Source organism: Limnohabitans sp. 2KL-51 (assembly GCF_003063645.1).
Classification (GTDB): Bacteria; Pseudomonadota; Gammaproteobacteria; order Burkholderiales; family Burkholderiaceae_C; genus Limnohabitans_A.
Genome location: NZ_NESJ01000028.1, coordinates 26194 through 40636 on the forward strand (window position 1 = coordinate 26194; position 14443 = coordinate 40636).

Consider the following 14443-nt stretch of genomic DNA (forward strand, 5'->3'; position numbering starts at 1 on the left):
CATGAGCGAACACGGGCACGCGGCCCCGTTGCCACTGCGAGGCATTCAATTGTCCATGCGCAATGGCGTGAGCGCCAGCGTGGTCTCGGTCCCGCAGGGCGCGCCGCACCTGCTCGATTTTTTGGCCCAGCGCATGCCCGGTATTTCGCGCAGCGAATGGGCTGAACGCTTGGCGCAAGGCTTGGTGCTGCACGAAGACGGTCAAGCGGCCTTGCCCCACCAAAGTTGCCAACCGGGCCAGCGCCTGTATTACTACCGTCATTTGGCCGATGAACCCGCGCTGCCGTTGCAGGCACAGGTCCTGTTTGAAGACGAGCATTTGCTGGTGGCCGACAAACCGCACTTCATGCCCGTCACGCCCACGGGTCGCTACGTGCAACAAAGCCTGTTGGTGCAGCTCAAGCGCCAAACGGGCTGCGCCGATTTGGTGCCACTGCACCGCATCGACCGGGAAACCGCGGGTCTGGTGCTGCTCGGAAAACGCCCGCTCGAGCGCGACGCTTACCACGCCCTCTTTCGGGATCACCAGATCCACAAAACTTACCACGCGGTGGCGGCGCATTCACCGCACCTGCAGCTGCCGCTGGTACGCACCAGCCGCTTGGTGCCGGGCGAGCCGTTTTTCAGAAGCCAAGAGGTGCCAGGGCCCGCAAACAGCGAAACCCGCGTCGCTTTGCTGCACACCGATGGCCAGCGGGCGCTCTATGGGCTGGAGCCCATCAGTGGCAAGCGTCACCAGCTGCGGGTGCACATGAACGCCTTGGGCATCCCGATTGAAGGCGACCTGTTTTACCCTACCGTCTTGCGTGGCCCGGATGCACCCGAAGACTTCAGCCAGCCCCTGCAATTGCTGGCCCAGTCGGTGCGATTCACCGATCCAATCACCGATCAAATCCACGAGTGGGCCAGCGGGCTGCGTTTGACACTCAGTCCGCCATAAGACGTCTGGGCTCGGTGGCTCAGCTTGGCAACAAGCTCGCCAGCAACTGGCTTAGGTGCACGGCCTCGCGCTGAGCACCGTCCTGGATTTGGTGGCGGCAGCTGGTGCCGTCGGCCACCACGATCGCGTTGGCTTGGGCGCGCACGGCAGGCAACAAGCTCAGCTCGGCCATCTGCATGGACACCTCGTAGTGCTTGGCCTCGTATCCAAAACTGCCGGCCATGCCACAGCAACTGCTCTCGATGAGTTGCGGTTTGGCACCCGGAATCCAGCGCAAGACCTCCATCACGGGGGATACCGCATCAAAGGCTTTTTGGTGGCAATGGCCGTGCAGTAAGACCGGGCGGTCCACCGGAGCGATTTGTGCTTTCAGAGCCTCCAGATGGCCCGCTTGGGCTTCGTGGGCCAAAAACTCTTCGAACAACAAGGCCTGCTGGGCGATCTTTTGCGCGCCCTCGCCCAAACCCATCACCAGCAACTCGTCGCGCAAGGTCAGCAAGCATGAAGGCTCCAAGCCCACGATGGACAGCCCTTTTTCGGCAAAAGGCCGCAGGCTTTGCACCACTTCGCGGGCTTTGTCGCGGGCTTTGTCTACCATGCCGCTGGCCAGGTAGGTTCGGCCGCAGCACAGGTGTGCGCCATCGTCCTGCAGCTTGGTGGCCACATGCACGGTGTAACCCGCCGCCTGCAGCACCTTCACGGCCGCATGTGCATTGGCCGATTCCAAGTAACCGTTGAAGGTGTCCACAAACAAGACCACCCCACGCGCCGCTGCCAACACTTCGGCGCGGCTGGCCGTGCGGGACGCCGAAGTGGCGCTGGCGTTGAAAAAGTGTCGCGTCTGCCACTCGGGCAAGCTGCGCTTGGCCGACAGGCCCAATAGCTTCTCTGTCAAAGCGGCCAGCAAGGGCAATCGATTGCGCAGGTTCAAAACTGGGGCCAGGCGCGCCGCCCAGCGGGCGTAATCGGGCAAATAGGCCACCAACTTGTCTTGCAGCGTGTGGCCGTGCTTGGCCTTGTAGTGCTGCAAAAACTCGACCTTCATCTTGGCCATGTCCACCCCGGTGGGGCAATCGCGCTTGCAGCCTTTGCAGCCCACGCACAAGTCCATCGCGTCGTGCACCGCCTGGCTGCTCAGCGCGTCCTCGCCCGCCAAGCCCTCGATCTGTCCGCTCAACGCCAGGCGCAAGGTGTTGGCGCGGCCCCGCGTGAGGTGCTGCTCATCGCGGGTCACACGGTAGCTGGGGCACATGGTGCCTGCGTCGAACTTGCGGCAGTGCCCGTTGTTGTTGCACATCTCCACCGCCTTGGCCAGGCCTTGGGCCGGGTCGCCTCCGGTGCCAGGCGCACTGGTTTGCTCGGTCACAGGGTTGTTTTGTACATCCCAGGCACGCCAATCCAAAGCGGTTTGGATGGGCACCACCTTGTAGGTGGGCGAATAGCGCATCAGTGTGGTGTCGTCCATCTTGGGCGGGTTGACGATGCGCTGGGGCGACAGCATTTGACTGGGGTCCATGTGTTGCTTGATGGCGGCAAAGGCCTCGCTGATGCGTGGGCCAAACTGCCAGCCAATCCACTCGCCCCGACACAGCCCGTCTCCGTGCTCACCGCTGAATGCGCCTTTGTAATGACGCACCAAGGCGCTGGCCTCTTCGGCAATGGCGCGCATTTTGCTGGCCCCATCGCGGCGCATGTCCAAAATCGGGCGCACATGCAAAGTGCCCACCGAGGCGTGGGCGTACCAAGTGCCCCGGCTGCCGTGTTTGCGAAAAACGCCGGTCAGGGCGTCGGTGTACTCGGCCAGACTCTCCAGCGGCACCGCGCAGTCCTCGATGAAACTCACCGGCTTGCCGTCGCCGCGCAGGCTCATCATGATGTTCAAGCCCGCCTTGCGCACTTCCCACAGGTTTTTCTGCGGGGCATCGTCCACCATCTCAACCACACTGCCGGGCAGGCCCAAGTCGCCCATCAGTTCCACCAGCTCTTTGATCTTGTGCGCGATGTCGCCTTTGCTGGGACCGGAAAATTCCACCAACAACACCGCCTCGGGCATGCCGCCATTGATGTGCGGCGACAGGGCCGTGCGGATGGTCGGCGCAAAGGCCGGGTTTTTCAAAGACAGCTCGATCATGGTGCGGTCCACCAGCTCGACGGCCGACAGCTGACCCACCGCCATGCCCTGCCCCAGCTTGACGATGTGCTGCGCCGCGTCCATCGCTTGGTAAAAGGTGGGAAAGTTCACCACGCCCAGCACTTTTGCGCGGGGCAAATCGGACAAGCGCAAGGTGAGCGAGCGTGTCAACGCCAGCGTGCCCTCGCTGCCGATCAGCAAATGCGACAGGTTGACGGAGCCGTCCGCCGTGTAGGGCCGCTCGTTCTGGTTGCGGAAGATGTCCAGGTTGTAGCCGGCCACACGGCGCAAGACTTTGGGCCAATGGGCATCGATCTCAGTGGCGTGTTGTTGAGCCAAATCACGCACAAAGTCGCCAATTTGGCGCACACGGCCTTGGGCTTGGTCATACGCACCAAAGTTCAGCAAGCTGCCGTCGGCCAACCAAGCCTCAGCCCCCAGCACGTTGTGCACCATGTTGCCGTAGGCAATTGACCGGCTGCCGCAAGAGTTGTTGCCCGCCATGCCGCCTAGCGTGGCCTGGGCACTGGTGGACACGTCCACCGGGTACCACAGGCTATGCTGTTTGAGGGCTGCGTTCAGGTGGTCCAGCACCAAGCCCGGCTCCACGGTGGCGGTGCGCTGCTCGGCGTCGACCGCCATGATCTTGCGCATGTGTTTGGAGTGGTCGATGACCAAGCCCGCACCCACGGTTTGGCCACACTGGCTGGTGCCGCCGCCGCGCGGCACGATGGGCACGCCCAAATCGCGGCAAATGTCCATGGCCAAGCTCACATCGGCCGCATCACGCGGCACAAACACACCCAAGGGCATGACTTGGTAAATCGAGGCATCGGTGGCGTAGCGGCCTCGGTCGGCGGCAGAAAACAGCACTTCGCCTTGGGCGTGCTGGCGCAAACGCTTGGCCAGCGTAGCAGCCACCTCGTTGCTGCCGGCAGCCACTTTTTCGTAGGCGTATTCAGGCGAGGTCTTTGACAAATCGATCGGCAAAGGGGCGTTCATGGGGTCTGTCCTTCTTTTTCTGCCATGGCAAAGCTCGCCGCGGCACTCCGCAACTGCTCGATCACCACCGTGCGCTTGTTGTCCAAGTGGTGCATCAGCACCCGACGCAGGGCCGCTGCGTCGCGGTCCTCCAGGGCTTGGACCATTGCGACGTGCTCGTCCACAGCACGCTGCCACTTGTCACCATCTTGGTTCGAGCGAAAGCGCAGCGCCTGCAAGCGGGCATTGACCTGGTTGTAAGTGGTGGTCAAAACCGGGTTTTTGGCCGCTGCGTTGAAGCTGCGGTGAATGGCCGCATTGATTTGGTAATACGCCGACAAGTCCCGGCGGGTGTAGGCCGCCATCATCTCGTAGTGCAGGGCCTTGATTTCGCTGAGTTCGGCCTCGGTCACGCGCTGCGCGGCCAACTCACCCGACAGCCCTTCCAGGCCCGCCATCACCTCAAAGGTGTGGTGCACATCCGCCTCGCTCAACTGCACCGCCACCGACCCCCGGTTGGGCAAGAGCTCGACCAGGCCTTCGGCCGCCAGCATCTTGATGGCCTCGCGTAGCGGGGTGCGCGAGATGTGCAGTTCCTCGCACAGCGTGCGTTCGTTGAGTTTTCCGCCAGGTGGAATCAAGCCCTCCACCAACATTTGGCGCAAACGCTGCGCCACTTGCGCATGCAAAACGGGCCGAGGAAGGGTCGATTGGTCAATGCCCATAAGAAATTTTTGAATACAAAAAAACGAGTCGTATCGACCAATTTTAGGACAAACACCCTTGACAAAGGCAATTTGAATACAAAAAATGAGTGAAAAACTGAAAGGCTTTGCCGCGCATGCTCATCACGAATTTCCACCCTACGGGTCGCCACTTTTTGCAAATTCCAGGCCCCTCGCCCGTGCCCGATCGCATCTTGCGGGCCATCAGTTCGCCCACCATCGACCACCGTGGGCCCGAGTTCGGTGCACTGGGCAAGAAGGTACTGGCCGATGTGCAAAAGATTTTCAAAACCCGCCACCCTGTCATGATCTATCCCGCCTCGGGCACCGGGGCTTGGGAGGCGGCGCTGTGCAACGTGCTCAACACCGGCGACCATGTGCTGATGTACGAGACCGGCCATTTCGCGTTTTTGTGGAACAAACTGGCCAACCAACTCGGACTGAAATCAGAGGTCATCAGCCTGCCGGGCCTGGAGGGCTGGCGTCATGGCGTGCAGGCCGATTTGATCGAGCAACGCCTGAAAGCCGACACAGGCCACAGCATCAAGGCCGTTTGCGTGGTGCACAACGAAACCTCGACTGGCGTGACCAGCGACATCGCTGCCGTACGCCGCGCCTTGGATGCCGCCAAGCACCCCGCTTTGCTGCTGGTCGACAGCATCTCGGGCCTGGCCAGCGCCGACTACCGGCACGACGAATGGGGGGTGGACGTGACCATCAGCGGCTCGCAAAAAGGGCTGATGTTGCCGCCCGGCATCAGCTTCAACGCCCTGTCGCCCCGCGCCATCGAAGTCAGCCAACAAGGCGGCATGGCCCGAAGCTATTGGGCCTGGGGCGAGATGATCGAGATGAACAAAAACGGCTATTGGCCCTCGACCCCGAACACCAACTTGTTGTATGGCCTGAGCGAAGCGTGCGACATGCTGCTGGCCGAAGGACTGGACACGGTGTTTGCCCGTCACCAGCGCTGGGCTGCAGGGGTGCGGGCAGCGGTCACGGCGTGGGGCCTGCCGATTCAATGCGCCGACCCGGCCGTCTACTCACCCATATTGACCGGCGTCATGACCCCTGTGGGCGTAGACGCTGATGCGGTGCGCAAAATCATTCACGAACGTTTTGACTGCTCGCTCGGCACAGGCTTGGGCAAAGTCAAAGGCCGCATGTTCCGCATTGGCCACCTGGGCGACAGCAACGACCTGACCCTGATCGCCACCGTGGCAGGCTGCGAAATGGGCCTGAAGCTCTCGGGCGTGGCGCTGCAAGGCAGCGGCGTGCAAGCCATCATGGACCATTTTTCAAACCACTGATTGACAGACGTCCCCCCTTTTATCGTGTGCATTTCACACGTGTATTTTTAAAACACAACCTCAGGAGACAACATGAAACGCAGAACCTTTGTAGCCGCTTCGGCCGCCACCGCAGCCACACTCGTCGCACCCGCGGTACAGGCGCAATCCCTGCCCGCCGGGCCCGTGCGCATATTGGTGGGGTTTGCACCCGGGGGTGGCACCGATATCCTGGCCCGCATCGTCGCGCAAAAACTGCAAACCATGTGGGGCATTACGGTGCTGGTCGAAAACCGCGCCGGGGCCACTGGGGTGATCGCTGCTGAAGCGGTGGCCAAGGCCGCCCCTGACGGCAACACACTGCTGATGGCGCACATCAACAGCCATGCGCTGGCCCCCGCCCTCATGCCCAAGCTCAGCTATGTGGTGGACCGTGACTTCACGCCTTTGATACTGGTCGGGATCACGCCCAATTTGCTGATTTCCAACAACGACCAACCTGCCAAAACCGTGGCCGAATTGGTGTCGCTGTGCAAAGCCAACCCCGGCAAGGTGAGCTTTGGCTCTGCTGGCCAAGGCTCAGCCCAACACATGGCCCTCGAGTCTTTCAAATTGGCGGCGGGGGTCGACACCATCCACATCCCTTACAAAGGATCGGGCCCCATGTTGGTCGATTTGATTGGGGGGCAAATCGGGTACTCGTTTGACACCATGACCGCTGCGACACCCCACGTCAAAAGTGGCAAGGTGCGCGCGATTGCACAAACCAGAGCGAAACGGGCCTCCAGCTACCCCAATGTGCCCACCATGATCGAAGCGGGCTTCCCCAACTTCGAGGCCACCACTTGGTACGGTTTGGCCGGTCCAGGCAAACTCCCCCCGGCCATGGCGCAACGCATGAACGAGGACATCAACAAGGTTTTGGTCATGCCCGACGTGGTTGAAAAATTGGCCCAATATGGCGCAGAAGACGGCGGCGGTTCGGCACAACGCTTTGCTGATTTCATCCGAACCGAGCAAATCAAGTGGGCCAAAGTGGTCAAAGACAGCAACGTGAAGTTGGACACCTGATGTCGGAAATTAACACTGCTGGCACCGTGGACCTTGCTGTCGAGCAAGGTGTGGCCACGGTTACTTTCAACCGCCCCCAGGCACGCAACGCCATGACCTGGGCCATGTACCAACAGCTCAGCGAACATTGCCGGGGCTTCAAAGCCGATGCAGGTGTGCGGGCCGTGGTGTTTCGCGGTGCGGGCGGGCAGGCCTTTGTGGCAGGCACCGACATCGAGCAATTCAAAGCCTTCAGCTCCGGCGATGACGGTGTGGCCTACGAAGCGCAAATCGAGGCTTGCATCGACTTGCTGTGCTCGCTGCCCATGCCCACCGTGGCGCTCATTGAAGGTTGGGCCGTGGGCGGTGGACTGGCCATCGCCACAGCCTGCGACTTTCGACTGGCCACGCCTGGCTCACAGATGAGCTTGCCCATTGCCAAGACGCTGGGCAATTGCTTGTCGGTGGCCAATGTGGCGCGTTTGTGTGCGGCTTTCGGGCCGCAACGTGTCAAACGCATGTTGATGCTGGCCGACATGATTGGCGCCGATGAGGCCCTGTCCTGCGGCTACCTGCACCAACTGGCCGCCCCCGATGAGATCGTCGGGGCCACTGCCGCCTTGGTCCAACGCCTAACCACTTTGGCACCCGTGACGCAACAAGTCAGCAAAGAAGCCCTCAGCCGCTTGGTCCAGCACAGCGCACCAGAGGCTGAAGACCTGATCCGCCAAGCCTACGGCAGCGAAGACTTTCGTGAAGGGGTGGCCGCTTTCGTGGCCAAACGCAAACCTGTTTGGAAAGGCCGCTGACGATCACGAGTGCAATGAACTAGGCAAAGAGCCCTTTTTGGCGTTCTCGAAACCCCCTTGCTCTGCGGCTCAAACGCGCTCTGCAACCCAGGCCCGCACGCTGGCCAATGCAGCGGGCAAGGCCGCGGGATTGGTGCCACCGGCCATGGCCATGTCGGGCTTACCGCCGCCTTTGCCGCCTACTTGTTGGGCCACAAAGTTGGCCAACTCACCAGCCTTGACCTTGCCTACGGTGTCGGCGGTTACGCCTGCAGCGATGTTGACCTTGTCAGCATCCACTGCGGTGAGCACGATCACGGCGGTTTTCATCTTGTCCTTGAGCTTGTCCATGGTGTCGCGCAGGGTTTTGGCCACCTCAGGACCTGAGCCCGCGCCTTCCAGCTTGGCCACCAAGAGCTTGATTCCCTTGACGTCCACGGCTTGCGTCATCAATTCATCGCCCTGGGCAGAAGCCAGCTTGCCCTTGGCGGCAGCCAGTTCTTTTTCCAGTGCCTTGACCTGGTCCAGCACTTGGGCAATGCGGTTGTTCAGCTCGGCCGGCTGGGCCTTGAGCGTGCCGGCGGCTTGGGTCACGGTGTCTTCGAGCGACTGCAAATAAGCCAAAGCATTCACCCCGGTCACGGCTTCGATGCGGCGCACGCCAGCGGCCACGCCGCCCTCACCCACGATCTTGAACAGGCCAATGTCGCCCGTGGCTTTGACGTGGGTGCCGCCGCACAGCTCGCGGCTGCTGCCAATGTCGAGCACGCGTACGGTCTCGCCATACTTCTCACCAAACAGCATCATCGCGCCGGTCCTCTGGGCGCTTTCAATGTCCATCACACGCGCTTGGGCCGCGGCATTGGCCAAAATTTCGGCGTTCACTTCGGCTTCGATCTGGCGGATTTCGGCGTCGGTCACGGGCGCGTTGTGCGCAAAGTCAAAACGGGTGCGCTCGGCGTTCACCAAGCTGCCCTTTTGCTGCACATGGCTGCCCAGCACTTCGCGCAGGGCCTTGTGCATGAGGTGGGTAGCTGAGTGGTTGCGCACGGTGGCGGCACGCACGGCCATGTCAACATGCGCCTGCACTGCGTCGCCCACCTTCAGGCTACCGGATTTGATTTCGCCATGGTGGCCAAACACATCGGCCTTGATCTTGAGCGTATCCAACACGTTGAACTGGCCACCCGCGTTGTGCAGCATGCCCTGGTCGCCCACTTGGCCACCGGACTCGGCGTAGAACGGTGTCGTGTCCAAGACCACCACGCCAGCCTGACCGGCTTTCAGTTCGGTCACCGCATGGCCGTCGGCGTACAAGGCCAGCACTTTGGCGTTGGCCGTCAGGTCGTCATAACCCACAAAGTCGTTGCCCGCGCCCGAATAGTCAAGCGCCTTGTCCATCTTGAACTTGCCCGCCGCACGGGCCTGGGCTTTTTGCTTTTCCATGGCGGTGGCAAAACCGGCCTCGTCCACGCTCAAGCCACGCTCACGGCACACGTCAGCTGACAGGTCGAGCGGGAAGCCGTAGGTGTCGTGCAGCTTGAAGGCCACTTCGCCTGGCAGCACTTTCACGCCACCGTCGAGAGCCGAATCCAGAATCTGCATACCGCTTTGCAGGGTCTCGAAGAAGCGCTCTTCTTCGATGCGCAAGATGTCGGTTATGCGATCGGCCTGATCGGCCATATTGGGGTAAGCCGCGCCCATGAGCTTGACCAAATCGGGCACCAGCTTGTGGAAGAACGGGGTCTTTTGGCCGAGCAAATAACCGTGGCGAATGGCGCGGCGGATGATGCGGCGCTGCACATAACCCCGGCCTTCGTTGCTGGGCACCACACCGTCGCTCACCAAGAAAGCGGTGGCACGGATGTGGTCGGCGATCACGCGCAGTGACTTGTTGTTCAGGTCTGTGCAGGCTGTTTCACGCGATGCGGCTTTGATCAGCGCGTCAAAAATATCGATCTCGTAGTTGCTGTGGACATGTTGAAGAATAGCTGCAAGACGTTCGAGGCCCATACCGGTGTCAACGCAGGGCGCGGGCAGCGGCGTGACCGCACCGGTTTCGTCCATGTTGAACTGCATGAAAACGTTGTTCCAGATTTCGATAAAACGGTCACCGTCTTCATCGGGGCTGCCGGGTGGGCCGCCGGGAATGTGCGCGCCGTGGTCGTAAAAAATCTCTGAGCAAGGACCGCAAGGACCGGTGTCGGCCATCATCCAGAAGTTGTCGGACTTGTAGCGGCCGCCCTTGTTGTCGCCAATGCGGATGATGCGGTTCTCTTCCTTCACCCGCTCAGGCGTCCAGCCAGCTTTGACAAAAATGCCTTCCCAAATGGCATGGGCCTCGTCGTCTTCCATGTAGACGGTGGCGTACAACTTGTCGGCGGGTAATTTGTAGACCTGGGTCAGCAACTCCCAAGCCCATTCCAGCGACTCGCGCTTGAAGTAGTCGCCAAACGACCAGTTGCCCAACATCTCGAAGAAGGTGTGGTGGCGGGCGGTGTAGCCCACGTTTTCCAGGTCGTTGTGTTTGCCACCGGCTCGCAAGCAGGCCTGCACTGAGGCGGCACGTACATAACTGCGCTTGTCCGAGCCCAGAAACACGTCCTTGAACTGGACCATGCCCGAGTTGGTGAACATCAAAGTCGGGTCGTTGCCCGGCACCAAGGGGCTCGACGCCACCACGGTGTGCCCCTTGGACTCAAAAAAGTCCAAAAAGGTCTTGCGGATGTCGGAGACGGAGAAAGTGGCTTGGCTCATGGGGTGTTTCGCTCAAAGTGCAACCGTGCATTATAAGTTTGGGTCGGTAGGCGAGCACGCCGAGCAGATGGGTCTGATTTGCGCCCAAGATCGAATCCACACATAATATGTGTGAATGTGCCATTCGAAACGGCAAACTCCCCCTGTTTCTTTCAGAAAGGTCCGCCATGAACATCACCCTGTCCGTCGACGAACGCGTCGCCGAAGCCGCCCGCGAGGCAGCGCGCAAGATGGGCAAAAGCCTGAACCAAGCTGTGCGCGACTATCTGGAGCAGTTGGCCGGACAAGAGCGCCAAGCCACCGAATGGCAGCTTTGGGAACAGCGGTGCCTGGGTGGTGGGGGACGCCTGCAAGGTTACAAGCTCGACCGGGACGCTTTGCATGATCGCGGCTGAGCCCTCGCCTCCTTGGGCCCCCTTGTTGGCCCTACCCAAAGTCCGGTGCTTTATCGACACCAACGTGCTGGTTTATGCCGACAGCACCGACGAGCCCCGCAAACAGCGCATCGCCATCGATTTATTGCGCCACCTGCGTTTTGAGCGCTTAGGCGTCCTGTCCACGCAGGTGCTCAACGAGTACATCCAGGTTGGCCTGCGCAAGCTGGGTTTGCCGCACGCTCACATCCGCGAACAGCTGCACTGTTACCGCCAACTCGAGATCGCAGCCGTGACGCCCGACACCGTCGACATGGCGCTGGATTTGCACCAAAAACACGCCTTGAGCTACTGGGACGCCCTGATCGTGGCAAGCGCCCACATTGCGGGGTGTTCGGTGTTGCTCACCGAAGACATGGGCACCGGTGAAATACTGGCCGGGGTGAAGCTGGTCAATCCCTTCGCTTCAAGCTGAAGCGTGCACAAATTGAGAAGTGCCAAAGCGCTGCGTTAACTGCGCGACACAGTCGCACTTTTTTGCCCGATATGCTCGGCGTTTTGGCCGGCCAGCGCCCAGCGGCCCGGCAACTACGCCAACACCACAACATCACAACACCATGACCACCTCTCCCCTCGCCCAACTCAACGACCCCAGCCTGCTCAAGACCGACGCCCTGATCAACGGCCAATGGGTCAAGGGCAGCAGCCGTTTTGCCGTGACCGACCCCGCCACCGGGGACCATCTGGCGGATGTGGCCAATTTGGGCCCAGCGGAGGCCGAGCAAGCCATTGCCGCTGCCAACGCCGCCTGGCCTGCCTGGAAAGCCAAGACCGCCAAAGAACGCAGCATCATCTTGCGCAAGTGGTACGACCTGCTGATGGCCAACCAAGACGACTTGGGCCGCATCATGACCGCCGAGCAAGGCAAACCCTTTCCTGAAGCCAAAGGTGAAGTCGCCTACGGTGCGAGTTTTGTCGAGTGGTTTGCCGAAGAATCCAAGCGCATCAACGGCGAGACCCTGCCCCAGTTTGACAACAACCGCCGCCTATTGGTGCTCAAGCAACCCATTGGCGTTTGCGCGGCCATCACGCCTTGGAACTTTCCGCTGGCCATGATTACCCGCAAAGTTGCACCCGCCTTGGCCGCAGGCTGCCCCGTGATCATCAAGCCGGCCGAGCTGACTCCGCTGACGGCCCTGGCCGCGGCCGAGCTCGCCATCCGTGCAGGCATCCCTGCCGGGGTGCTGAACATGATCACCGCCGACAGCGACAACTCGATTGCGGTGGGCAAGGTGCTGTGCGCCAGTGACGTGGTGCGCCACATCAGCTTCACCGGCTCCACCGAAGTCGGCCGCATTCTCATGGCGCAATCGGCCCCCACCGTCAAAAAAATGTCGCTGGAGTTGGGCGGCAACGCGCCCTTCATCGTGTTTGAAGACGCCGACATCGACAGCGCGGTCGAAGGCGCTTTTGCCAGCAAATACCGCAACGCCGGACAGACCTGCGTATGCTCCAACCGCTTTTATGTACAAGAAGGCGTGTATGACGAGTTTGTTAAAAAATTCGCCGCCAAAGTGCAGACCGCCAAAGTGGGCAATGGCTTTGAAGACGGCGTGAACCAAGGCCCCTTGATCGAAGAAGCGGCGCTGGTCAAAGTTCAACGTCATGTGGACGACGCCGTGGCCAAAGGCGGCCGCGTGGTGGTCGGGGGCAAGCGCCTGTCCGGCATGGGCTCGGGCCAATTTTTTGAGCCCACCGTGGTGGCCGATGCCACAGCGGACATGCTGTGCGCCAAAGAAGAAACCTTCGGCCCCTTTGCACCCATCTTCAAATTCAAGACCGAGCAAGAAGCTGTGTATGCGGCCAACAACACCGAATTCGGCCTGGCCAGCTATTTCTACAGCCGCGACGTGGGCCGCATTTTCCGGGTCAGCGAAGCGCTGGAATACGGCATGGTCGGCATCAACGTGGGCATTTTGGCGACCGAGCACGTGCCCTTTGGCGGCGTCAAGCAATCGGGCCTGGGCCGCGAAGGCTCACACCACGGCATGGACGACTATGTGGAAATCAAATTCCTGTGTGTGGGCGACATCCTAAAGTGATTCAAGTCTGAAGATCACCTCAGGGGCGCAGCCAGGGGTGAAGGTTCCGTACCCTCATGCCCGAGCCAATGGCGAAAAGGCACCTTGAATTCAAAATTTTGCAGCATAGCCCGGTGCACCCACGCCACCGAATCTGCCCAAGCAGGTTCAGCGCGCACACTCCACTCTACAAAAGGGGCCAAATAGGGTTGATCGATCCAAAGCGCTGGACTGGCCACAAGGCGGTAGGCAGCGGATGCGGTCCAAACATTGCCAGGCCACCAACTCAAGCCCATGCATACCAAGGTCAATGCAGGAAGCAACCATAACTTGCAGCGTTGCAACAAGCGGTCTTGTCCAGAAAAGGTCAAGCCCCAAGCCACCGACCCCGCAAAAAGTTGACACAGATTGAGAAGTCCAAACATCAAAGAGGCGCCCAAAACCACTGGGGTCATGACCGTCTTGCGGTAGCTTGCCACCAATTGCGACTGGCTGACTTGAGGGGCAAAGAAGCCGCTCATGAGTTGCGCCGAGCCCGAATCCGATTCCAGATCTTCAGGCAGCAAGCCAGCCACAGAAGAGGCCCACAGGGCGCTCATCACCGGGCGTATGTCTGCAGGAGCCGGGCTGGTCAGCAAGGTTTCGCCTCGGAGCAAAATTCGTCCATTGAGTGCCTCTTGGGTACTCATCTGCGATTTCCAACTCATCGCCAGGTCTTGCGCATCAGCACGCGAAACAATGTTGTCAACCAAGGCCTTTTGCGCATGCCACATGCTGAACAAACCCAGCGCGCAGCACATCACCAGCAGTAAAACCCTGGACCGCACAAAATTGTCCAGCCAACGCATCAACAACAAGCCCAAACCCAAACCTGAGACGACACGCCCCCAAATCTCAATGTCGTTCAGTTGAACCGAAGTGGCTTTCCATTGCAAATCACCTGCCAATTCGAGAAGCCGGTGGTTGAAGGACAACTCCAGCACCGTGTAGCAGGCCAGCAATAATAAAAACCAAGGCTGTGAATTCAAGGCTCGATTTTGAAGAGCTGACCGTTGTATCGAATGATTTTAACTTCGTGAACTTTGACATCGACGCTGAACGCCTACCCAAAGCGATTAGAATTTGCGCATGCGGGTGTCGTTTAATGGTAGGACTCTTGCTTCCCAAGCAAATAACGTGGGTTCGATTCCCATCTCCCGCTCCAATCGGCATAGGGGGGCCGCAATTATTGCAGCCACCCCTGCCACACCACCGGGCATGCGGGTCCGCACCCGGCGGTTCGAGAGCTTGAGGTCATGACAGCCTTGGCACTCCCAACCTATCAAAGTAC

At 60.4% G+C, this 14443-nt stretch carries 11 protein-coding genes and 1 tRNA gene; 8 read left to right on the forward strand and 4 right to left on the reverse strand.

Annotated features, from left to right (window positions below; all coding sequences use genetic code 11):
* Position 1: 1 nt before the first annotated feature.
* Positions 2-940 (forward strand): pseudouridine synthase, encoded by a 939-nt coding sequence (locus tag B9Z49_RS20160; RefSeq protein WP_108355234.1) that lies wholly within the window; start codon positions 2-4, stop codon positions 938-940.
* A gap of 19 nt (positions 941-959) precedes the next feature.
* Here the strand turns inward: B9Z49_RS20160 and B9Z49_RS20165 are convergent, their stop codons facing one another.
* Together B9Z49_RS20165 and B9Z49_RS20170 are read right to left on the reverse strand one after the other, a co-directional pair.
* The gene (locus B9Z49_RS20165; protein ID WP_108355235.1) at positions 960-4073 is read right to left on the reverse strand and encodes an FAD-binding and (Fe-S)-binding domain-containing protein; all 3114 of its coding nucleotides are present in this window, start codon (positions 4071-4073) and stop codon (positions 960-962) included.
* Complete coding sequence (locus B9Z49_RS20170) at positions 4070-4777, reverse strand: GntR family transcriptional regulator (RefSeq protein WP_108355236.1); 708 nt, start codon at positions 4775-4777, stop codon at positions 4070-4072. The genes B9Z49_RS20165 and B9Z49_RS20170 overlap by 4 nt, the downstream gene beginning before the upstream one ends.
* Before the next feature lie 116 nt (positions 4778-4893).
* Between B9Z49_RS20170 and B9Z49_RS20175 the strand changes: the two genes are divergently transcribed.
* The 3 genes from B9Z49_RS20175 (at position 4894) to B9Z49_RS20185 (ending at position 7922) form a co-directional block, all read left to right on the forward strand.
* A complete protein-coding gene (locus tag B9Z49_RS20175) occupies positions 4894-6084 on the forward strand; it encodes an alanine--glyoxylate aminotransferase family protein (RefSeq protein WP_108355245.1) in 1191 nt (396 codons plus the stop codon).
* A gap of 72 nt (positions 6085-6156) precedes the next feature.
* Complete coding sequence (locus tag B9Z49_RS20180; protein ID WP_108355237.1) at positions 6157-7134, forward strand: tripartite tricarboxylate transporter substrate binding protein; 978 nt, start codon at positions 6157-6159, stop codon at positions 7132-7134.
* A complete protein-coding gene (locus B9Z49_RS20185; protein WP_108355238.1) occupies positions 7134-7922 on the forward strand; it encodes an enoyl-CoA hydratase/isomerase family protein in 789 nt (262 codons plus the stop codon). The genes B9Z49_RS20180 and B9Z49_RS20185 overlap by 1 nt, the downstream gene beginning before the upstream one ends.
* Positions 7923-7991: 69 nt before the next feature.
* Here B9Z49_RS20185 and alaS read toward each other — a convergent pair whose 3' ends face one another.
* On the reverse strand, positions 7992-10658 hold the full coding sequence (gene alaS, locus B9Z49_RS20190) for an alanine--tRNA ligase (protein WP_108355239.1): 2667 nt from the start codon (positions 10656-10658) through the stop codon (positions 7992-7994).
* A 167-nt stretch (positions 10659-10825) separates the two neighbouring features.
* Here alaS and B9Z49_RS20195 point away from each other — a divergent pair, with 167 nt between their 5' ends.
* From B9Z49_RS20195 to B9Z49_RS20205, 3 genes are all read left to right on the forward strand, one after another.
* Positions 10826-11053 (forward strand): DUF6364 family protein, encoded by a 228-nt coding sequence (locus B9Z49_RS20195; RefSeq protein WP_233254739.1) that lies wholly within the window; start codon positions 10826-10828, stop codon positions 11051-11053.
* Positions 11040-11507, forward strand: coding sequence for a PIN domain-containing protein (locus B9Z49_RS20200; protein ID WP_108355241.1), 468 nt, complete (start codon positions 11040-11042; stop codon positions 11505-11507). The genes B9Z49_RS20195 and B9Z49_RS20200 overlap by 14 nt, the downstream gene beginning before the upstream one ends.
* A gap of 142 nt (positions 11508-11649) precedes the next feature.
* Positions 11650-13134, forward strand: a complete 1485-nt coding sequence (locus B9Z49_RS20205) for an NAD-dependent succinate-semialdehyde dehydrogenase (RefSeq protein ID WP_108355242.1) — start codon at positions 11650-11652, stop codon at positions 13132-13134.
* A gap of 14 nt (positions 13135-13148) precedes the next feature.
* On the opposite strand, the gene B9Z49_RS20210 is transcribed toward B9Z49_RS20205, so the two are convergent.
* Complete coding sequence (locus tag B9Z49_RS20210) at positions 13149-14141, reverse strand: hypothetical protein (RefSeq protein ID WP_146188574.1); 993 nt, start codon at positions 14139-14141, stop codon at positions 13149-13151.
* A gap of 102 nt (positions 14142-14243) precedes the next feature.
* On the opposite strand from B9Z49_RS20210, the gene B9Z49_RS20215 reads away from it, so the two are divergent.
* Positions 14244-14317: transfer RNA gene (locus tag B9Z49_RS20215), tRNA-Gly, on the forward strand.
* The last annotated feature ends 126 nt before the right edge of the window (positions 14318-14443 follow it).